At 43.9% G+C, this 21,105-nt stretch carries 16 protein-coding genes and 1 pseudogene; 11 read left to right on the forward strand and 6 right to left on the reverse strand.

The window, feature by feature from the left end:
- Positions 1-142 precede the first annotated feature (142 nt).
- Positions 143-967, forward strand: coding sequence for a DUF2797 domain-containing protein (locus NL626_RS01770; RefSeq protein WP_005377984.1), 825 nt, complete (start codon positions 143-145; stop codon positions 965-967).
- A 90-nt stretch (positions 968-1,057) separates the two neighbouring features.
- Here NL626_RS01770 and NL626_RS01775 read toward each other — a convergent pair whose 3' ends face one another.
- Positions 1,058-2,293, reverse strand: coding sequence for a cysteine desulfurase-like protein (locus tag NL626_RS01775; protein WP_064376422.1), 1,236 nt, complete (start codon positions 2,291-2,293; stop codon positions 1,058-1,060).
- Positions 2,277-2,933: a 2OG-Fe dioxygenase family protein gene (locus NL626_RS01780; protein WP_005377989.1), complete on the reverse strand. Its 657-nt coding sequence runs from the start codon at positions 2,931-2,933 to the stop codon at positions 2,277-2,279. Before NL626_RS01780 ends, NL626_RS01775 begins: the two co-directional genes overlap by 17 nt.
- A gap of 359 nt (positions 2,934-3,292) precedes the next feature.
- On the opposite strand from NL626_RS01780, the gene trxB reads away from it, so the two are divergent.
- The 3 genes from trxB (at position 3,293) to cydC (ending at position 7,857) form a co-directional block, all read left to right on the forward strand.
- Entirely contained in the window at positions 3,293-4,252 is a 960-nt protein-coding gene (gene trxB / locus NL626_RS01785; protein ID WP_253656932.1) for a thioredoxin-disulfide reductase, read from the forward strand.
- 103 nt (positions 4,253-4,355) lie between these two features.
- A complete protein-coding gene (cydD, locus tag NL626_RS01790) occupies positions 4,356-6,143 on the forward strand; it encodes a cysteine/glutathione ABC transporter permease/ATP-binding protein CydD (protein WP_104979019.1) in 1,788 nt (595 codons plus the stop codon).
- Positions 6,136-7,857 (forward strand): cysteine/glutathione ABC transporter ATP-binding protein/permease CydC, encoded by a 1,722-nt coding sequence (gene cydC / locus NL626_RS01795; RefSeq protein WP_213866610.1) that lies wholly within the window; start codon positions 6,136-6,138, stop codon positions 7,855-7,857. The genes cydD and cydC overlap by 8 nt, the downstream gene beginning before the upstream one ends.
- Before the next feature lie 97 nt (positions 7,858-7,954).
- Here cydC and NL626_RS01800 read toward each other — a convergent pair.
- From NL626_RS01800 to NL626_RS01810, 3 genes and pseudogenes are all read right to left on the reverse strand, one after another.
- Positions 7,955-9,286 (reverse strand): annotated as a pseudogene (locus NL626_RS01800) (D-serine ammonia-lyase).
- Positions 9,287-9,369: 83 nt separating this feature from the next.
- Positions 9,370-10,464, reverse strand: coding sequence for a 3-phosphoserine/phosphohydroxythreonine transaminase (gene serC, locus NL626_RS01805; RefSeq protein ID WP_005378000.1), 1,095 nt, complete (start codon positions 10,462-10,464; stop codon positions 9,370-9,372).
- A gap of 137 nt (positions 10,465-10,601) precedes the next feature.
- Positions 10,602-11,870, reverse strand: a complete 1,269-nt coding sequence (locus NL626_RS01810) for a DUF945 family protein (protein WP_064368075.1) — start codon at positions 11,868-11,870, stop codon at positions 10,602-10,604.
- 186 nt (positions 11,871-12,056) lie between these two features.
- Between NL626_RS01810 and NL626_RS01815 the strand changes: the two genes are divergently transcribed.
- From NL626_RS01815 to NL626_RS01825, 3 genes are all read left to right on the forward strand, one after another.
- Positions 12,057-13,997: an ATP-binding protein gene (locus tag NL626_RS01815; RefSeq protein WP_253656933.1), complete on the forward strand. Its 1,941-nt coding sequence runs from the start codon at positions 12,057-12,059 to the stop codon at positions 13,995-13,997.
- The gene (locus tag NL626_RS01820) at positions 13,994-14,491 is read left to right on the forward strand and encodes a response regulator (protein WP_017820839.1); all 498 of its coding nucleotides are present in this window, start codon (positions 13,994-13,996) and stop codon (positions 14,489-14,491) included. The genes NL626_RS01815 and NL626_RS01820 overlap by 4 nt, the downstream gene beginning before the upstream one ends.
- Positions 14,492-14,781: 290 nt before the next feature.
- Complete coding sequence (locus NL626_RS01825) at positions 14,782-15,330, forward strand: hypothetical protein (protein WP_005378006.1); 549 nt, start codon at positions 14,782-14,784, stop codon at positions 15,328-15,330.
- Positions 15,331-15,523: 193 nt separating this feature from the next.
- Here NL626_RS01825 and NL626_RS01830 read toward each other — a convergent pair whose 3' ends face one another.
- A complete protein-coding gene (locus NL626_RS01830) occupies positions 15,524-16,111 on the reverse strand; it encodes a TfoX/Sxy family DNA transformation protein (protein ID WP_005378007.1) in 588 nt (195 codons plus the stop codon).
- A 369-nt stretch (positions 16,112-16,480) separates the two neighbouring features.
- Between NL626_RS01830 and NL626_RS01835 the strand changes: the two genes are divergently transcribed.
- From NL626_RS01835 to panP, 4 genes are all read left to right on the forward strand, one after another.
- Entirely contained in the window at positions 16,481-17,401 is a 921-nt protein-coding gene (locus tag NL626_RS01835) for an HDOD domain-containing protein (protein ID WP_005378009.1), read from the forward strand.
- A 146-nt stretch (positions 17,402-17,547) separates the two neighbouring features.
- Entirely contained in the window at positions 17,548-18,453 is a 906-nt protein-coding gene (locus tag NL626_RS01840) for a lysine exporter LysO family protein (RefSeq protein WP_138939970.1), read from the forward strand.
- A gap of 208 nt (positions 18,454-18,661) precedes the next feature.
- Positions 18,662-19,174, forward strand: coding sequence for a hypothetical protein (locus NL626_RS01845; protein WP_017634875.1), 513 nt, complete (start codon positions 18,662-18,664; stop codon positions 19,172-19,174).
- 211 nt (positions 19,175-19,385) lie between these two features.
- Complete coding sequence (gene panP, locus NL626_RS01850; protein WP_017820841.1) at positions 19,386-21,032, forward strand: pyridoxal-dependent aspartate 1-decarboxylase PanP; 1,647 nt, start codon at positions 19,386-19,388, stop codon at positions 21,030-21,032.
- Positions 21,033-21,105 lie beyond the last annotated feature (73 nt).

Consider the following 21,105-nt stretch of genomic DNA (forward strand, 5'->3'; position numbering starts at 1 on the left):
ATTTCACAGCCATAATTTTTAGAAAATAAAACACGATGCATAATAATTTAGTGCAAGACATTTACTTTAAAGCTCCTGTCAACCCTGCATCTCTTCTCCACTTCAGTATATACTGTGCAAAAACACAATAATGAGTAATGTCATGTCATTAATTGCAACTGGCACGCTAAACAAAATGCGTGCTTCTCTGGACGGTGCCGTCAACTACCGTCTTCCTGTCGGTGAGGAAGAAATCGACTTAACTCCTTTTCTGGGTAAAACGCTCACACTGACTCACACTGGCAATATTTTTTGTTGCTCATGTGGAAAGAAAACGAAAAAGAGTTATTCGCAAGGCCACTGTTTTGTATGCATGAAAAAGCTAGCAAGCTGCGACATGTGTATCATGAAGCCAGAGACCTGCCACTACGATCAAGGGACTTGTCGCGAACCACAATGGGGTGAAGAGAATTGCATGGTGGATCACTTTGTCTACCTGTCCAACACATCCAGCTTAAAAGTTGGTATTACTCGTCATACTCAAATCCCGACTCGTTGGATTGACCAAGGCGCGACTCAGGGCTTGCCAATTTTTAAAGTAAAAACTCGCCATATCTCCGGTTTAATTGAAGTTGAACTGGCGAAACATATCGCAGACAAGACCAATTGGCGCACACTGCTAAAAGGTGACGGTGAACCTATGGCATTGCAGGACCGTTTTGCTGAGCTATTGCCTTTAGTCGAAGAGAAAATTGCCGAGATAAAACAGCAATTCGGCGAAGATGCCATTGAAGTATTAAACGAAAGCATTACCGACCTTAGCTACCCGGTACAACAGCACCCAACGAAGATCACTTCGCATAACTTCGATAAAAACCCGGTTGTGACTGGCACTTTGCAAGGCATCAAAGGTCAATACCTCATCTTTGATACCGGCGTTATTAATGTAAGAAAATTCACTTCCTATGAAGTTGAAGTTAGTGAGTAATCGCTTGCAGAACGCGTTGATTCAAATAAAAATGAAAAAAGCTCGAGTTTGACTCGAGCTTTTGTTTTTCTATTAGGAAGAAATCGTTAGTTATGCGTCAAGGATGCTTTCTAGCACATCGAATAACATATCGACTTCTTCTATTGTGTTGTAATGCATACAACCAATTCGCACTACACCACCCGATTCTTCTAAACCAAGTTGACGAACTAAGCCCAACGCATAAAAGTGACCATTCCATACACAAATGTTATGTTCACCCAGTGTTTTCGCGATGAACTCTGGAGAATATCGGTCAAACGTTAGCGCAAAAGTTGGCGTGCGGAGTTGGCTATCTTCCTTTGCGATACCGAATAGATTGACACCATCTAATGCATTCAAACGCTGTAAGAAACGCTCACTCAAGCGCTGCTCATGTTGTTCATACAGTTGGTAGCTTTGCTCCAACCGTTGGCGAAGAGGTAAACCGACTTCACCAAATTGAGCCAGATACTCAACCGCAGAAACGACACCAGCAAGACCTTCAAAACTTTGCGTTCCTGTTTCAAATCGACCTGGACCTATATTAGTGGCAGGCTCGACTTTGTATGGGCGAATACTGTGGAGCCACTGATCGGCTATGTAAGCAATACCAACGTGCGGTCCGAAAAACTTGTAAGCTGAGCAAGCTAAAAAGTCACAACCTAACGCTTGAACATCAACCAAATGATGAGGCGCATAATGGACGGCATCCACATAAACTTGTGCCCCAACATTGTGCGCCATGCTGACTACATGCTGTACATCCACAATAGAGCCCGTCGTGTTCGATGCATAAGTCACAGCGACAAGGCGCGTTTTATCAGAAAGAAGGCGGCTTAAATGCTCAATATCCAGCGTACAATCTTCTTCGTTGATACGAACTTGATGAACCGTAACGCCTTTATCTTCTGCCGCTTGCTGCCAGCTGGATACATTTGAATAGTGATCCAAAGCGGAAACAATGATCTCATCTCCTGCTTGCCAATCTCGACTAATCGCGCGACTAAGCTGAAAGGTTAGTGAGGTCATATTGGCACCGAAGACAATATTGCCAGATGAAGGGGCATTAAGTAGAGCCTGAGCCGACTCACGCGCATTTTGCATTACGTCAACGGTCACTTGGCTAGAAAAATAATGTCCGCCTAAGTTAGCGTTGAAACGACCTAAATACCCTACCATGCTGTCTAGTACTGATTGAGGCACTTGTGAGCCACCTGGACCATCAAAAAACGTCACAGGCTTGTCGTTGTGGTATTGAGCCAACGCCGGAAATTGCGCTCTGATCTGATTAAGATTGAAGTTCATTACGCTTATCCGTAGCAGTGAGTACAAATACATCCATATGGCCTGCTTCGTCATCAATAACAGAGCGGATTGGGCACGCGTTATGCCACAGCTTGCTATCAGCCAAGATTGCGACCTCTCCGGTTTCTAGCACTTTACGGAAAAATGGGGCTTGGTTATGGCTGCTGTAAAGCATGATGTCGCCACCGATGATGTTATGGCGTCCCACACCAACCATTGCAATGTGATCAAAACCGTCTTGGTGCACACCTTCAGGTGCTACTTGGGTTTCTTCTTCCAGTGCCCTGATACGGATTTGGTGAATTTCTATTTCTTGACCGTTTGGCAGATGATTCGCATTGACAAACAATTCACACATTTCTCGAAATCCATCGCTGGTAAGAATATCCTTCTCAATTGGCTCGAATTGTCTTACAACATCACCTTGAAATCGGTTGATATCAGAGGATTGAACAAAGCTATTTTTATTTAAGTCGATGACTTTGCCGTTATCAAAACCAACCACAGAATAACGTCGTAGTCGATACTGACCATCTGCATGTTCGGTTCGAGGCAGTTCTTCAAACGATGGGGAAAGCTGCTCAATTGCTGCCATGCTGAGCTGTGTTAAATGTAGAGTATTCTCACGTGAATGTAACATCATTTGCTCCTTTAATGAGGCACATTAATTAACATTTAATTTACACGCTAGGTTACGCAAATATTCTGCAATTACCAGCTTTTAACGTTGATAGCTTCAACAAAACAACAAAAACAACATATCAAACCAAATAAAGCAAAAAAAACAGAACCATGTTTCAGTTTTACGCTTTGGCAATATTTGAAACTAGACTTCTCTACTACGAATAGAGTTTTATGCTAGAAGTCAACGTTCTCTATCAATATTTAGTGGGTTCTAATCTATAACCAATTATTCGATCACAATCGTTGTTTATGCTTTTAAAGCACTAAGAATTTCCATACAATCGAGGGAAATGTTACGCCCTTTTTGGAGCCATAATGAGCGACGTAAAACACTGTAAATTATTAATTCTTGGTTCTGGTCCTGCAGGATACACAGCTGCCGTCTACGCAGCGCGTGCAAACTTAAACCCTGTGCTTGTGACGGGAATGCAACAAGGTGGTCAGCTAACCACCACAACTGAAGTTGAAAACTGGCCAGGCGATGCTGAGGGACTGACAGGTCCAGCATTGATGGATCGCATGAAAGAACACGCCGAGCGTTTTGAAACTGAAATCGTATTTGATCACATCAATGAAGTAGAGCTATCACAACGCCCATTTCGTTTAAAAGGCGACTCAGGTGAGTACACTTGTGATGCCTTAATCATATCTACCGGCGCATCAGCAAAATACCTTGGCCTTGAGTCTGAAGAAGCATTTAAAGGTCGCGGCGTTTCTGCTTGTGCAACCTGTGACGGTTTCTTCTACCGTAATCAGAAAGTTGCAGTTGTGGGCGGTGGTAACACGGCTGTTGAAGAAGCGCTATACCTATCTAACATTGCGTCAGAAGTTCACCTGATCCACCGCCGCGATTCATTCCGCGCAGAGAAGATCCTTGTGAAACGTCTGATGGATAAAGTTGAAAGCGGTAATATCGTTCTTCATACCGATCGCACTCTCGATGAAGTACTGGGTGACGATATGGGCGTAACGGGCGTCCGCATTAAAGACGTGAACAGCGGTGCGACAGAAGATATCAATGTAATGGGTGCATTCATCGCAATTGGCCACCAGCCAAACACACAAATCTTTGAAGGCCAAGTAGACATGAAAGATGGCTACATCATCGTTCAATCAGGTCTTGAAGGCAACGCAACACAAACTAGTATCGAAGGTGTATTTGCAGCTGGCGACGTAATGGACCACAACTACCGTCAAGCGATCACCTCTGCAGGTACAGGTTGTATGGCTGCATTAGATGCTGAACGTTTCTTAGACTCACTTGGTGACAAATAACTTTTCACATTTGTGTCATATCCTTAAAGCCCAGCGGTATTCCCGCTGGGTTTTCTTTTGTATACTACCGCCTCATTAAAACAATTATCATTAAGCCTTCACGATGGATAAGAAAAAGCAAAGCAGCTTGAATAAGTGGCTGAAGCAACAAAGTAAGTTAGCCAAGCGCTGGCTTATGATTGCGATAGGCCTAGGCGTACTTTCAAGCGTGTTTTTATTGGCTCAAGCAGCCCTGCTCGCCTCCATTCTGCACCAGTTAATCATTGACCAAGTCGACAAAGCCGACCTCATTTGGCATTTTGTTGGGCTCGGTGGCACGGTTATCGGTCGAGCTGCTTGTACCTGGGGTCGAGAGCTTGCCGGTTACCGTTGCGGGGAGCAAATTCGAGTTTATATTCGCCAACTCATTTTAGATAAAGTTCATAAACTTGGGCCAGCTTACATCAAAGGCAAACCTGCTGGCAGTTGGGCAACGCTCATCTTAGAGCAGGTAGAAGATATGCAAGATTTCTTCTCACGCTACTTGCCTCAAATGTCATTATCGGTACTAGTGCCTTTCATCATTTTGGTTGTCGTATTCCCAGTAAACTGGGCAGCAGGCTTGATCTTCCTGGTCACTGCACCACTAGTGCCTATTTTCATGGCACTGGTTGGGATGAAAGCCGCAGAAGCAAACCGTAAAAACTTTAAAGCGATGCAGCGTTTGTCGGGTCACTTTTATGACCGCTTGCAAGCAATGACAACCATTCGCTTGTTCGATAGAACAAAATCTGAAACTGAGACGCTAAAGGGTGCTTCAGAAGTCTTTCGTACTCGTACCATGGACGTTCTGAAAATCGCGTTTCTGTCTTCTGCGGTGTTAGAGTTTTTCACTTCCATTTCTATCGCAATTACCGCTGTCTACTTTGGCTTTAGTTATATCGGGGAGCTGGACTTCGGCTACTACGGCACAGGTGTTACGCTCTTTGCTGGTTTGTTCATTCTGATTCTTGCTCCAGAGTTTTATCAGCCATTACGTGATTTGGGCACGTTCTATCATGCGAAACAGCAAGCGGTTGGGGCAGCAGAAAGCATTGTCGAGTTTCTGGATTTGGAAGTCGATCAAATCAAAGATGGTACCCAAGCGTTAGATAAAAACAGCCCTATCCATATTGAAGCGAACCAGTTAACCATTTTTAGTCCGGAAGGTAAGCAGCTCGCAGGTCCCCTATCCTTCTCTCTTGAAGCCAACAAAAGTACGGCTTTAGTTGGACCAAGTGGCGCAGGTAAAACAAGCTTGGTAAACACCATCCTCGGTTTCATGCCTTATCAAGGTAGCTTGAAGATTAATGGTTGTGAATTGTCGCAACTGGATCTAGCCACATGGCGAGAGGCAGTAAGCTGGATTGGTCAAAACCCGATGCTATTACACGGTAGCATTCGAGATAACATCACACTAGGTAAGCACAATATTCAGGATGCAGACGTACATTCTGTGTTGAATGACTCTCACGCTGCTGAATTTGTTGAAATGCATGGGTTGGATTATCCGATATCTGATCGTTCTGGTGGTTTATCTGTCGGCCAAGCGCAGCGTTTAGCACTGGCTCGCGCCATGCTACAAAATGGTCGTTTTTGGTTATTAGATGAACCAACCGCAAGCTTAGATGCTCGCAGTGAAAAACTCGTGATGGAAGGCATTAACAAGTATGCGCATGCCACAACGAATTTGATGATTACTCACCAACTTGCGCCTTTACAAAACGTATCGCAAATTCTTGTTATGCAGGACGGCCAGATTGTTCAACGTGGTGATTACGCCACACTGTCGACAGAAGATGGCTTATTTAAAGACATGTTGGAAGCGAACCTCGCACAACGTGAAACAGACAAGGGGAACTTAGATGCGTGATTTACTCCCTTATCTAAAACTCTATAAGAAACACTGGTTTGGTCTTTCGCTAGGTATGCTACTGGCATTTCTGACCTTAGCGGCGTCTATTGGCTTATTAACGCTATCAGGTTGGTTTATTTCAGCCGCAGCGGTGGCAGGCTTGACGGTTGCTCGTGAGACCTTCAACTACATGTTACCAGGTGCCGGGGTACGCGGCACTGCAATGGCTCGAACCGCAGGTCGATGGGGAGAACGTGTCGTTAGCCACAATGCAACGTTCAAGCTGCTTACCGATCTACGTATCTTCTTCTTTAAGAAACTTGCACCACTGATTCCGGGTCGTGTTTCTACGATGCGTGATGCCGATCTGCTCAACCGCCTAGTAGCGGACGTAGACGCGATGGATCACGTTTACCTTCGACTTATCAGCCCTGTCGTGATTGGTATTTTTGGCATATTGAGTTTAACGGCTGTCCTGGCTTTCTTTGATTGGCATCTCGCCCTACTGCTTGGCTCGATTCTTACCGTCATGTTGTTTGTATGGCCAGTACTGTTCTATAAACTGGGTAAAAACAATGGCGAGAAGCTCACTCATCATAAAGCGCAATTGCGAGTGGCGACACTGGACTGGCTTCAAGGCTACAGTGAACTGAGTATCTTTGGAGCAGAAGAACGTTATCGTAATCTCATTCTAGAGAAGCAGAAGCAGTTGCTGTCTAACCAATTTGTGAACGCGAACTTAACGGGCATGGCTTCAGGCCTGCTTATGCTGGTGAACGGCCTTACACTGGTTGTGATGCTTTGGTTTGCTGCAGACGGCGTAGGTGGTCGTGCTCCTGATCCTTGGATTGCGCTGTTTGCGTTTGCAACCATGGCGAGCTTTGAGATTCTGATGCCTATCGCGGGCGCATTCCAATATCTCGGTCAAACGTTGACCTCTGCTCGTCGTTTAAATGAAGTAATTTTGGCTGAACCTGACGTTGTCTTCCCTGAGCAGTCGAAACATAAAGACACAACGTTAGACATTGAATTCGACAACATAGATTTTACTTACCCTGACGGTCAGCAAAAGGTGCTGAAAGACTTGTCACTCTCACTACCGTTGGGCACTAAAACTGCAATTGTAGGTCAAACAGGTTCAGGTAAATCAACACTGATTCAGCTTCTTTGCCGCTACTGGGATGTTAACCAAGGTGAAGTTCGAATCGGTGGTACAAAACTGCAAGATTGGAGCGAGTCGGACCTGCGATCAGCAATGACTGTGATCAGTCAACGCGTAGATGTACTAAACGGGACACTACGTGACAACTTACTCATGGCCGCTCCGGATGCAAGTGATGAGCAACTGTCTACTATTTTACAAAAAGTCGAGCTTGGCGGACTTCTTGAAGAGCCGGGGTTAGACGCTTGGTTAGGCGACGGCGGTCGTCAGTTATCTGGCGGTGAGAAACGTCGAATCGGCATTGCTCGAGCATTGCTACGTGATGCCCCAATCCTACTCTTAGATGAACCGACTGAAGGCCTCGATAAGCGTACGGAACAAAAAGTGATGGCGCTTTTCAATGAACACTTTGCTAATAAGACAGTAGTATTCATTACACACCGACTGATAGAGTTAGAAAGTATGGATAGCATCTGTTTGATGGAACAAGGTGAGATCATCGAACAAGGCGACCATCCAACGCTACTCGCTCAAAAAGGTCGTTACTACCAGCTATTACAATCTCTATAATTCGATTTTCAGTGACGAGAAGGGCTCATCAAACGATGAGCCCTTTTGTTATTCCTGTATTATTAGTTACCTAATTAAGCACGTATACAGTGCTGATTTACCGACCAGATTTTTTGAGATAAGCCGCCATTTCATCTTCCGGAACCATGCCCCCACCTGTTGCCCAAACAAGATGTGTTGCGTTTTTGAGTTTTTCTTCGTCAAATTTCATTCGAGACTGATAAGCATGGTTATTCGAGACGTGCACTGCCCCAATCATACCGGCTAATGCAGAAGGCTCTAGACTAATACCTTCCAGTTCACTTAACTCACCCAAGTGGTGATACATACGAGCGTCATCAATGGTGTAAAAACCATCAAGTAGCCTTTCCATCGCTCTTCCGACAAATCCCGAGGCACGACCTACTGCCAAACCATCAGCGGCGGTAATGTTATCGATACCCAAATCTTGTACCGAAATATCGTCATGCAAGCCTGTATGCACGCCCAACAGCATGCACGGTGAGTGCGTTGGCTCTGCGAAAATACAGTGAACATGCTCGCCAAATGCTACCTTCAAGCCAAATGCCACCCCACCAGGTCCACCGCCAACACCACAAGGAAGATAAACAAACAATGGATGATGCTCATCAACAACGATTCCCAAGTCATCAAACTGCTGCTTAAGACGCTCACCCGCAACAGAGTAACCTAGAAAGAGCGTCCGTGAGTTTTAATCATCGATAAAGAAACAGTTGGGATCTTTTTCTGCCTCTTTACGACCTTGCTCGACAGCAATACCATAATCTTCTTGGTGCTCTACGACATTAACACCATGCGACCGGAGCTTATTTTTCTTCCATTCCCGCGCATCCGCAGACATGTGGACTGAAACTGAAAAACCCAGCTTCGCACTCATGATGCCGATGGACATACCAAGATTGCCGGTTGAGCCAACTGCAATACTGTACTGCTTAAAAAACTGCCGAAACTCATTGCTGAACAATTTTCTGTAATCATCGTTTTCACAGAGCAAGGCGGCTTCAAACGCCAACTTTTCTGCATGAGTGAGCACTTCATAAATACCACCTCTCGCTTTGATCGAACCAGAAATTGGCAAATGACTGTCTTTTTTGAGCATTAAATGGCCCAATATTGGTGTGTCGTATTGCTGCTCCAAACGCACTTTCATATTGGGAATATCCACCACTGGGGACTCAATAATGCCACGCGACGTTTCCGTTTCGGGAAACGCTTTCATCAAATAAGGCGCAAATCGTGCTAGCCGTTCACTCGCCGCTTGAATATCTTTTTCATCTAACCCGACATGAGGTAAACCTTCCTCCAAGGAAGTGATATGGGGGTTAAACCAACAAACCTCTTCAAGATCAATAAGTGCTGCTAAGAGTGGGAACTGCTTAGTCAGCGCTTCAATATTTGCCTTGGTCATTTTACCTTCCTGGAATGATGTGAGTTGAGATAAACAAAAGCGCCGCAATAGCGACGCTTTGGAGAACAACTATCAGTTTGAGTTTACGCGTAGTTTTTCTCAAACTCTTGCATGAAGTCTACTAACGCTTGAACGCCTTCAAGCGGCATTGCGTTATAAATGGATGCTCGCATACCACCAACTGCTCGGTGACCTTTTAGCGCTTTCAACCCTTTAGAGTCTGCTAGCTCAAGGAAGGTTGCATCCAGTTCAGGCTTAGCAAGTTGAAATGGCACGTTCATCAAAGAACGGTTTGCTGAGTGCACGCCATTACGGTAGAAATCAGACTGATCGATGTAATCATACAGTAGCGCGGCTTTAGCGCGGTTCACTTGCTCAATCGCTTTTACTCCGCCCTGTGCCTTCAGCCATTTGAAAACAAGACCAGACAGGTACCATGCAAAGGTTGGTGGCGTGTTGAACATTGATTCTTTTTCTGCCAAAACAGTGTAATCCAAGATACTTGGTAGAACCTGCTTCGCCATACCTAATAAATCATCGCGCACGATAGCAATAGCAATGCCGGAAGGACCAATATTTTTCTGAGCGCCCGCGTAAATCACACCGTATTTAGACACATCGATTTCACGAGAAAGAATTGTCGAAGACATGTCAGCAACAATCGGTTTGTCGGTAATAGGAAGATCGTTAATCTCAATACCATCAATGGTCTCATTTGGACAGAAGTGAACGTAAGCCGCTTCTGGAGCAATTTTCCATTCACTTGCAGGTAGAACCGCGACTTTCCCGTTGATTTCTGTTTTTGCATCAAACACGTCTGGTTCGCAGTATTTTTTCGCTTCAGCTACCGCGCTTTCAGCCCAATAACCACCATCGATGTAAGTTGCCGTATCGGCATCACCAAGTAAGTTTAGAGGAACAGCAGCAAACTGAGCACGAGCACCACCTTGGCAGAACAGCACTTTATAGTTGTCCGGAATATTCAGAAGGTCACGTAAATCCTGCTCGGCTTCTTCTGCAACTTTGATGAACTCTTTGCTTCGGTGGCTGATTTCCATGACCGAAGTGCCAAGACCTTGCCAATCGATTAGTTCCTGTTGTGCTTGCTGCATAACTGCTTTAGGCAGACCTGCTGGCCCTGCACTGAAGTTAAATACGTTGTCCGTATTTTGTTCCATGATGCTCATTGCTCCTGCTATGTAAATATTACGAAATTAATATCACGTTTTCGCAGTGATAAAAACAAGAAAAGAGGTCTTACGACCTCTTTTTAAAGACTAAGCGTTGAATTGGAACAAATTCGCAACAATACGAATTACTGTTGTTGCATCAAAGCAGGCATAAGTAGAGCCACCAATGGGAACTCATGCCCATTTTCGAACTTCAATTTGCCTTCACCAATTTCTGCTTTTAATTGATAACCGCCCTCTACTTTTTCGATCAACTCCATTATAAGGAGCTCATCAATCCCTTCTTGAATAAATGGGTAATGCGTTACTAATTCATCAGAGAAGTAAGTGCTAAGTTCACCAGTAGTGGCCGTCACCAACTTCATTGGATCTTGAGTAATATGCTCAGTACCTTCAGGGATGGATAGTTGCCACTCGTTGTGGAACTTGCCGTCACCGAATGCGAGTGAAAGCTCGTTCACGGATAAATCAAAACCTTTGCTAAACAGCGTATCGACATGCGGCAATAAATTCGCAATTTCCTGCTCATCTAACATAGGAGAGCCTTGATAGATAGACATAATTTGATCAAAAGACTGGCTATCCACATCTGCAATTGAGAAATCCAACTTAAAGTTATCGACATCCGTCCCATCAGTTAAACGTAGTTTCTTAGCATCTAGGTTTAATTGACTGTTCAGCTTATCACCAGACTCACTCATCGTAGTGTTACCACGGTAGCTCGCATTTTCAATCAAAAAGACAGGCGTCAAGTTCGCATCAACCACATCTAGCTTCTCTAGAGAGAAAGATTGCTCGCCTAACCAGTAGCCTTTTGCTTGCTTTCCTTTACCTTGCCCTGTCAATGCATTCAGATGAAGCTCTTCACCGTTTTCAAAATCCACTTGAACAGAAGGAACGGAAACTTGGTAATTGAGATCACCCAATACCGTCACATCACCTGTTACTTTTGCAGGGCTTGTAGAAACAGAAACACCTTGCGCTTCGTTACGATAATGCCAACTGTCTAGGTCGAGGATAAATGCTGTATTGCCATTTAATTGAGTCTGGCTATGCATCGTGAGAGGCAAAAAGTCATTGTCCACCAATTTTGAATCTGCTGTTAGGCTTGTTAGACCGTGGCTAACATCACTGGTTACGTCAAACGTCGTTGGCATACCATCACGCTCTAACTGCGTTTTAAGCTCAGGATCAACAACTGAATAACGAGTCAGCACGACTGAAGACAAATAGCCACGCTGATACTCGACCACTTCGCCTTTAATCATTTCATCATTCATATTGGTAATACCATCTTCAATGATGGACTGACCAATTTGTCCGACAGCCAATGGCCAACACAGTGCTAATGAGATAGCACCACCAATGGCGCCGATTTTTTTAAGATTTTGCATAACGTCACTTATTAGATATTTTCGGTCAGTCTACCCCAAACCACCTGCGGAGAAAACATTGAGACAAATCAGACTATTGATGCTTATTCTAGTCCATTAACCAGGAATCATACTTGGCTCCCACTCATCATGTCCTTTTATTGTTAAAGTTTGCGTGGCGAAGTTTTAACCGGAGCTAAAACATCTGTGAATCGTTATGCTGTGTTGTGTCTCGACAACAACCCAATCAGTGCTGAACAGTTTCGATTGGAGCTGTCTGCCTTCTCAAGTAAGTTTGATATTTTTTCTGTCGAATCGATAGAAGAGGCTCAAAGCGCTTTAGAGTATCTAGAAGAAAGAGAACAGACTGTTGCTTTAGTTATAGCGAGCCATCACGCTCATTTTAACGGCGTGGATTTTCTTATTGGTTTAGACCGGATGCCACATACCGAGCAAGCAAGAAAAATTCTTATTAGCTGCTCGTCTGATATAGAGGCAATTCTCACTGCCGTTAATGAGGGCAGGCTCGACCACTGCCTCACTAAACCTTTGCCAGATCACGTCTTATTTAACACAGTGCAAAAAGAGCTGACCCAATTTATCTTGCGAAACGGTAAAGAAGACCTGCTAAGTTACAGTCAGATATTGGATCATCACAGCTTGTTGCGAGCGCACATCAATAATCAGATGAGCCATTATCAAGCCGGATTCTTACACGACTACCACTCGATGTCTGATACCGAGTTAGCCGAGCAAGTGATCTCCGCTCTCCAGCAATTTTTCAAAGATAATGACGAAACAAGAGCGTGCCGTACATACTCACCTGAACACTTATTAACCGTGGAAGGCGAGCCAAATAGCTTTTTGTGGTTTATCACCGAAGGTGAAGTGGCTCTGTACAAGCGCGATGAACAAGGCATGCAGCGAGAGGTTGTACGCCATAACAAAGGGAATATTGTCGGAGGCATGTCGTTTGTTACTGGGGAATGTTCTTTCTCGACAGCTCTAACACTAACCAAAACAGAAGTTATCAAACTCGATCGCAACGTATTCAATAAAGTGATGCAAAGCGACTCAAACTTACTGCCTCTTTTTACAAACTTGCTCTTACGCCACTTCAACCGCCGATTGCAAAGAAGCATCAACACCAAACTGCAACTTCAAAAAACGCTCGAATCTTTAGAATCAGCCCACCAGCAGCTCATTGAAAGAGAAAAAATGGCGATGCTTGGTCAATTGGTTGCGGGAGTGGCCCACGAACTAAACAATCCAGTAGCCGCGATATTAAGGGGCGTAGAGAATTTAACGCATACACTAGAACGATTACTTAACGATGCGCCCAGTTCCGATATACAAACCAAAGGCATTGAATTACTGAACAAAGCGCAAACCTCAAAACCCGCTTCAACCGCCGAGCTCAGATCACGCGTAAAAGCGCTTAGCCATACTCTTCCAGACCGAGCGTTGGCAAAGAAAGTGGTGAGCCTTGGTTTAGAATCCGATCACGAGCTACTTACCCAACTAACGAGAAAGCAGCAAGCGTCTTATCATGCCCTCAATACACTAGAGCAATACCACAAAGCAGGTTCCACACTTCGCTCAATTAATGTCTGTGCAGCACGAATTGCTGATATGGTAAAAAGCCTGAAAGGATATGCTCGGTCAGATGATGAAACCCTGCACTATGCTGATATTCATGAAGGTATTGAAGACACCTTGGTGATTTTCGAGAACAAATTAAAAATGCACCAAGTTTCAACCGACTATGCAAACTTGCCTTCCATCCTTTGTCAACCGATCGCACTCCAACAGGTGTGGACGAATTTGGTCTCTAACGCCATTGACGCATTTCCAGAAAAAGGGGTGTTAAACATACAAACACGCCTTGTAGAAAAAGAGCACACACATTATGCCGTTATCTCATTTGACGATAATGGATGTGGCATTCCTGAGTCGCAAAGAGACGCCATTTTCGAGCTAAACTTCACCACAAAAAAAGAAGGTAACTTTGGCTTAGGCATCGGGCTGTCCATCTGCCAGCAAATCGTAACAGCACACAGAGGGTGGATTGACGTCGAATCAGAGATCGGCCAGTTCACACGAATGACCGTCTGGTTACCAGTCATCGAAAAAGGAGATGAAACATGACCAAGTATCTAATTTTATGTGTCGATGACGAACGAGAAGTCTTGGATAGCGTGCTCCAAGATCTTGCTCCCTTCGAGGAGAACTTTGTCGTCGAAGGAGCGGAATCAGTGACTGAAGCTCGGCAAGTGATTGAGGAGATGGCGGAAGAAGAAGTTCAGCTTGCGCTCATTTTATGTGACCACATTATGCCGGAACAAACTGGGATCAGCTTCTTAATCGAACTCAGTCAAAATGGTGACACAAAAGCAGCGCGCAAAGTTTTACTCACAGGACAAGCCGGTTTGGAAGACACCGTAGAAGCCGTAAATAACGCGAGTCTCGATTATTACATTGCCAAACCTTGGAAAGGCGAAGCATTGAGAAAGGCAATCGTGTCTCAGCTTACCGCGTTTGTGATTGAGAATGATGATAACCTGCTATCCTGGACTCAAATCCTTGATTCTGAGGCAATCCTCAACGCCATGGCAGATAGAAGAGCAAGCTTTGGCGAGTAATAAAGTGTTTGGTTCTAACTTGAACTCAACGATGCTCATTGAACCACCTAACCTCGATAGTCGAACGAGGTTAGAAAAATATCGTTACTTGTCCGAGTGAAATTCTCGGACACTACGTATATGGCGTAGTTTTTGCTTAAACCAAGGAACTATTAAGTTAATTGACAAAACATCGACACATTTTTGTTGGTCGTCGACCTTCCTTTTTATTATGATGTCGGACAAATCAGATTACGGTTCAAGTGGTTGCTTGAATCCATGGAAATAATGAACAAGGTTTATCGTTAGTTATGCGTAAAACACTATTAGCCGCTGCCTTACTAGTGGCATCAAGCCATGCCCTAGCTGCAAACGATCGCAATGCGCCAGCAACTATGAGCAACTTTAGCTACGACTATTTCGAAGCACGTATTGGCGCAAGTCCTGTGACATTTGGTGCTGGATTCAGCAAATCAATTCACCCGAACGCGCATGTTATTGCTCGTATTGACTCTGAGTTTGAAAGTGATTTTGACTCAGCTGCAGGCTTTGGCTTCCATTCTCCGCTAAACAACTGGGCAGATCTTACTGGTGAAATGCTAATGCGCGTTGTGCAACCTTCGAATGAGAGCAGCACAGATGTTGGTATGGAGCTTAACTTAGGTGTTCGCCAATGGTTGGGCCCTCAATTAGAAGTAGGCGGCAAAGTCGGCTACGTTTCTATCGATAACGATGACGATTGGACTGGCTCTGCCTACGCTCGATTCCACTCAACAGAGCTTTTCTCTTTGGGTGCTGAAGCACGTATCAACGATTTTTACGGTGATCAGGTAATGTTCACTACGCGTTTTAAGTTTTAAGATTTGTGCTGTAAGAAAAGAGCAAATTAAAAAAACAAAAACCGAGGTCTCTGCCTCGGTTTTTTTGTCTAATTTAATGACTAACTCAATGAAGTGGTAAAAAACTTCAACGTCCTTTTTCCGCTTTTCACACTTGCCTTTACGACCCGCTAACTCCATCGAAACGAGTCAATCATTGTGCGATCAGCTTCGCTTAGTCACACAGTGCCAATAACTGTTTTTTACGCGGCTCTTGGATCAGTTTCCAATGTACGCCATCAGTTGCACCGGCAAATTTCCACAGTAGCTTTACATCAACATCATTACCGTAAGCCGTTTTAACTTTGTTGAAGACTTTTACAGGTCCAAGTTCTAAAAAGGTTTCTACGTCATCAACACCGGCTTTCTTGACCATACGTTCAAGGGTTAGTTGCATGTTGGGTAAGTCTCTTAAGCGTCTACTGGCAGAGGACTTTTGATATTTCCGTTCCTTAATTGAGTATTCAATTGATTTCTGTACCAGTTCATCAAGCCCTACATATCCGGATTCGAATAAATCGGTTACATCATAATAATTTACGGTTGCCGTCGTCTGTTTTTTGACGTGCTTATACTTCTCACAGCTCAGTTGAGTAAACACTTCATCTAGCCCATTCCCACCACGTAAGTAGCAGCAATCATTGCTGACAAGCGCAAACATAGCATCATCGGTGAATAAACCAATACCACCGAACATAGAACGTTTTTGGTACTCACTGAAGGTGCGTACATATTTAAAAAAAGCTTGGTCTGTCATGTCCATTGACCTCTTTAATCTGAATAAATTACCCCGATTAGCGATGTCACCAGATAAACAGCAGCTTATAGCGAATTATAAATGTCGATTTGTTGGCGATATTTTTGTGAGTTGTGCTCACCAACTTGCTTAATCATACTTAACGTTGAAAAATAAGTTAGGACATAGGTCACATATAAAAAAGTATAAATTCTGCATACGTGATTAGTTTCACACTTATTGTTCGTGTGGTGATATTTTTTTGACGCATAGCATGCCTAAAACGCGCCATCATTATGATCTCGCTGGCAATTACGGGCACATAATACGCATTTAATTGATAAAGAATACGCTGTAAGGGTACACTGTACGAAAGATCTCAAGTACAGCGTCACAATGGAACATTTATCATTTTTTTGGCTGCCAAATAATAAAGATAAGCTTATAAACGCACTGGAATCCGAGTTTGCTCAGCTGGTAGAACAGTCCATCGCCACGGGTAAGATTTCGTTACCTCCTATTCCTGATGTCGTGCTTAAAATTCAGCAGTTATGTGTCGAAGAACACACCACGATTGCCGATGTTGCTAACTGTTTATTGGAAGATCCCGGATTAGCAGCAGTCGTTTTACGAGTCGCTAACTCTGTGATTTTTAATCGCAGAAATATCACCTGCAACGACTTAACTACAGCGGTATCTCGTCTCGGAATACTTCGTGTACGTGATATTGTTACCGCACAAGCGATCGAGCAACTTAAACACTCAGTTAATCTCACTAAAGAATGCAATGCCATCTTGGTGAAGAGTGCAGCGATATCGCGTGAGCTCGGTGCCGTAATGGTGATGTTGGTTCAATCGTTTCGTAGCCACGAGCCAGGCACTTATGGTCATCTAGAGCAAGAAAAGGCGTTATTGGTCGGTCTATTAGCCGATATAGGGCTATTTTGCCTAATTAATGAGTACCACTTGTACTTAGATAGGGGCAATTACCTAGACCCAGATATTGCATTGCAGATCTTCCAAACACGTTGTTCTGCCACAAGTAAACTGGTACTTGAGCGTTGGGGGTTTGACAACGACTTCAGAGAAGTATCCTCAAACGAAAAATACGAATTAACGCGACCAGAAGTGAGTTATCTCGACATCGCTAGAATTGCGCATCATTTATTGATGTTCCGCAATCACGATGAACGCATTGACGAACATGAAGTTGAATTCAACTTAACTGGTGCAGAAGTCTTGTATGAACTTAGTAACATGAGTGATACTGACTTCAATGATCAAATCCGTGCTGTACTCAATGCTAGCGGTTTGTAATTTATCGTTTTCTGATAATACCTTATCCGTGATAAAACGATTCGCTCAAGGCTGAGCTGTGTGTGGTGAAATGTCTTTAATTTCAACCGATAGATAATTTGATTTATGCGTGTTGATGTTATCTCAAAAAGGAATCATTGAGCTTTATGTTTTCAGGGATGCTATTTATTTTCGCTCCGCTTGTGGTGGGGTATCTAATTCCTATATCTCGATCTTCGTTATTGGAGAAGATCAATCAGTCAACGTCCTACCTTATTTACGTCATTTTGTCGTTGATGGGTCTTAGTTTGGCGGCGCTCGATAATTTAAGCAGCAACTTACAAAGTATTATCCTCTATGCGAGTACGTTTTTTTTGTGTCTAAGTGCCTGCAACCTGTTGGCTCTGCCTATTATTGATAAAATTATTCCACTCCAGACCAATCAGAATCAAAAGAAGCTACCGTTATCTTCGATGGCTTTAGAGTCAGTTAAGCTTATCGTGGTCGTTGGCGGAGGGTTAGTGGTTGGCCTGCTGTTACCCATTGATTTGAGTTGGGTAGATACAGCAAGCGAATGGATACTCTTTCTACTTCTATTTTTTATTGGTATTCAGCTGCGCAATAGTGGACTTACTCTGCGTCAAATCCTATTAAATAAACAAGGAATGGCCATTGCGGCTGTTGTCATCGCAACATGTATGCTTGGTGGCGTTCTTGCAGCGTTGCTTTTGGATCTTCCTCTTTATCAAGCACTCGCAATGGCTTCAGGTTTTGGCTGGTATTCACTCGCAGGTATTTTAATGGGTGACGCTTTTGGTCCGGTATTTGGTGGCGCGTCGTTCTTGATTGAATTGATGAGAGAGCTAGTCGCACTGGTTGCCATTCCTCTCTTTATTCGTAGCTATCCGTGCACCGCAATTGGTTACGCCGGTGCAACAGCAATGGACTTCACCCTACCCGTTATTCAAACCACCGGTGGTGTGCGTTGTGTTCCTGTTGCTATCGTTAGCGGCTTTATTTTGAGTTTATTGGTACCAGTTATGATGCTTTTCTTTGTATCACTTGCTAGCTAGATCTCAGGTTTTCGCTTTAACATCCATTACAATACGGCAAAAATTTAAATACCCAGTTAACGTCAAAGTGGTCAATATTTTTTGGCAAGACCCCTCTTTCTTTTCGTCATTCAGCCCAACGATTTGTCACGACCAAATAGAAAGAAGGGAGAAACATCAACTGATGTGCATTGCGTTAATAAAGGGATAACAACCAGAAGGAAGAAGAATGAAACGCTTTGTCGTTGCAGCGCTCCTCGCTACAAGCTCAACTTTTACGCTTGCCGCAGATCAACAATGCCTTGCTAGCAAATACGATGGCTACGTCGATGCCTCACTACAGTGGTATCAAGATCTTGTTGATTTGACGGTTACCCAATATCCAGATCTGAAAGAAGTTAGTCAATGGTTCTTGGATGGACGTAAACATCACTTTGAATTAAACCGCGAAGCGGTTCACTACTTTCTAGAGAACGACCCTAGCCGCGTTGCGACGGAACAGCCAATCGAAGCATGGTTAAAACTAGAGCAACATGACGTTAAGCAGTTAGCGACCCGAAGCGATAAGTTAGGTGAAGTTGCAAAACAGACATTTAGCGACCGTCAATCAACTAACCACCCAAAAAACTACGAGCTTCGTTCAGCATTCGCTGATCTGCTTAGTCATCCCCAACAAATTGATACCGCACTTAATAAGTACAATCAGTCAATAGAAAAGATTGAAAAGCAGAAATGTGACTAAGATTGCTCGCATTAGTCGTTGATTAGCATTCGATAACATCAGAGTGTTTTAACGTACTCAATCTAGAATTTTTTAATGTGAATATCGTAACCTTCACCTAAAATTTTCATTTCTACAACTTGGGTTTCAACAATTAAAACGGGACTTTGCGCCCGTTTTAGTTTAGATTGTGCCGCTCGCATTACCAAAATAACTACAAAGATTCTTTGCTATGGTTAAGGAACAAAAAACCGCTGATGTTAGCTTTGAGAGCTTGCTAAAGATCTTCACTGTCCCAGAAGGTCCGGACTCAACGTTAACTAAAATTGACGAGAGCCTCTCGCGAAATCTAAATCAATTTCTTCGTGAACACATCGTGGCAGAAGAAAAGCCTTTACGCGAAATCGAAAAAGACTTTTCTTCTGCTCAGATTCCTGAGCAGCCAGAGTTCGTGTCAGATCATACAGAGCACTTACTCGACACTTTGGTGTCGCACTCAGTTCACACATCTTCACCAAGCTTCATTGGTCATATGACATCGGCACTGCCTTATTTCTTGATGCCACTGTCAAAGATCATGATCGCCTTAAACCAAAACCTGGTAAAAATAGAGACTTCCAAAGCCTTTACGCCACTTGAGCGTCAAGTTTTGGGTATGCTGCATCGCTTAATATATGGTCAGAATGATACGTTTTACAATCAGTGGATGCACAGTGCAAACCACTCATTAGGCGCATTTTGTTCCGGCGGCACCATTGCCAATATCACTGCGCTTTGGGTAGCACGTAACAAAGCGTTAAGAGCCAATGGCTCATTTAAAGGCGTTGAGAAGGAAGGCCTTTTTAAAGCCATGATGCACTATGGATATGATGGCTTAGCGGTGCTAGTGTCTGAGCGTGGTCACTACTCCCTTAAGAAAGCAGCCGATGTATTAGGGCTAGGCCAAGAGGGCTTGGTTGCGGTTAAAACCGATGCCAACAACCGTATTATTGTCAACGACCTGAAAGCGAAAATTGTTGAGCTCGAAAAACAAAATATCAAGCCTATTGCTGTTATTGGTGTGGCTGGCACAACAGAGACAGGTAATGTTGATCCATTGCCTGAAATCGCTGAAGTCTGCCAAGCTCACGGCTGTCACTTCCATGTGGATGCCGCATGGGGTGGCGCAACACTTATGTCTAACCATCACCGTCACCTTCTCAAAGGTGTGGAAATGGCAGACTCAGTAACTATTGATGCGCATAAGCAGCTCTACATCCCGATGGGCGCTGGTATGGTTCTGTTCAAAGACCCTGACGCAATGAAATCCATAGAGCATCACGCTCAATATATATTGCGCAAAGGTTCAAAAGACCTAGGCAGCCATACATTAGAAGGTTCACGTTCGGGTATGGCGATGTTGGTCTACGCCGCAATGCACATCATAAGTCGCCCAGGTTACGAGCTTCTGATTGACCAAAGCATTGAAAAAGCTCGATACTTTGCGGATTTAATCAAACAGCAAGATGATTTCGAGTTAGTTTCTGAACCAGAGCTTTGTCTGCTCACATACCGTTATTTGCCGCCATTCATCCGTGAAGCATTAGCACAAGCAGAAGGCTCACAAAAAGAACAACTGAATGAGCTGATCAATGAGTTAACACAGTTTATTCAAAAGCGTCAGCGCGAAACGGGCAAATCGTTCGTTTCACGTACAAGACTGAACCCAGACCAATGGCAACGCATGAATACGATAGTGTTTAGAGTGGTTTTGGCAAATCCACTGACCACAAAAGAAATTTTGAGCTCAGTGCTTGATGAACAACGCGAAATCGCCAAGCAAGCACCAAATTTGATGAAAAGAATTCAACAGCTGGTTGTCGATATTCAATCGTCTTAACAGCCAGATCGAGTTACATCAATTTGAAATTTTTTTTCGTTTTGATGTAACTCAAACATCATTATCGTGCGAC

The sequence above is a fragment of the Vibrio sp. Y58_MX_L22 genome (assembly GCF_024181865.1).
Lineage (GTDB): Bacteria > Pseudomonadota > Gammaproteobacteria > Enterobacterales > Vibrionaceae > Vibrio > Vibrio alginolyticus.

What these genes read in the sequence shown, in the direction of transcription:
- NL626_RS01825 (WP_005378006.1), top strand. Translation starts at nt 14,782, where the DNA reads ATGCGTAAAACACTATTAGCCGCTGCCTTACTAGTGGCATCAAGCCAT.
- cydC (WP_213866610.1), top strand. Translation starts at nt 6,136, where the DNA reads ATGCGTGATTTACTCCCTTATCTAAAACTCTATAAGAAACACTGGTTT.
- NL626_RS01835 (WP_005378009.1), top strand. Translation starts at nt 16,481, where the DNA reads ATGGAACATTTATCATTTTTTTGGCTGCCAAATAATAAAGATAAGCTT.
- NL626_RS01840 (WP_138939970.1), top strand. Translation starts at nt 17,548, where the DNA reads ATGTTTTCAGGGATGCTATTTATTTTCGCTCCGCTTGTGGTGGGGTAT.
- panP (WP_017820841.1), top strand. Translation starts at nt 19,386, where the DNA reads ATGGTTAAGGAACAAAAAACCGCTGATGTTAGCTTTGAGAGCTTGCTA.
- NL626_RS01775 (WP_064376422.1), bottom strand. Translation starts at nt 2,293, where the DNA reads ATGAACTTCAATCTTAATCAGATCAGAGCGCAATTTCCGGCGTTGGCT.
- NL626_RS01770 (WP_005377984.1), top strand. Translation starts at nt 143, where the DNA reads ATGTCATTAATTGCAACTGGCACGCTAAACAAAATGCGTGCTTCTCTG.
- NL626_RS01845 (WP_017634875.1), top strand. Translation starts at nt 18,662, where the DNA reads ATGAAACGCTTTGTCGTTGCAGCGCTCCTCGCTACAAGCTCAACTTTT.
- NL626_RS01820 (WP_017820839.1), top strand. Translation starts at nt 13,994, where the DNA reads ATGACCAAGTATCTAATTTTATGTGTCGATGACGAACGAGAAGTCTTG.
- NL626_RS01810 (WP_064368075.1), bottom strand. Translation starts at nt 11,870, where the DNA reads ATGCAAAATCTTAAAAAAATCGGCGCCATTGGTGGTGCTATCTCATTA.
- cydD (WP_104979019.1), top strand. Translation starts at nt 4,356, where the DNA reads ATGGATAAGAAAAAGCAAAGCAGCTTGAATAAGTGGCTGAAGCAACAA.
- serC (WP_005378000.1), bottom strand. Translation starts at nt 10,464, where the DNA reads ATGGAACAAAATACGGACAACGTATTTAACTTCAGTGCAGGGCCAGCA.
- NL626_RS01780 (WP_005377989.1), bottom strand. Translation starts at nt 2,933, where the DNA reads ATGTTACATTCACGTGAGAATACTCTACATTTAACACAGCTCAGCATG.
- trxB (WP_253656932.1), top strand. Translation starts at nt 3,293, where the DNA reads ATGAGCGACGTAAAACACTGTAAATTATTAATTCTTGGTTCTGGTCCT.
- NL626_RS01830 (WP_005378007.1), bottom strand. Translation starts at nt 16,111, where the DNA reads ATGGACATGACAGACCAAGCTTTTTTTAAATATGTACGCACCTTCAGT.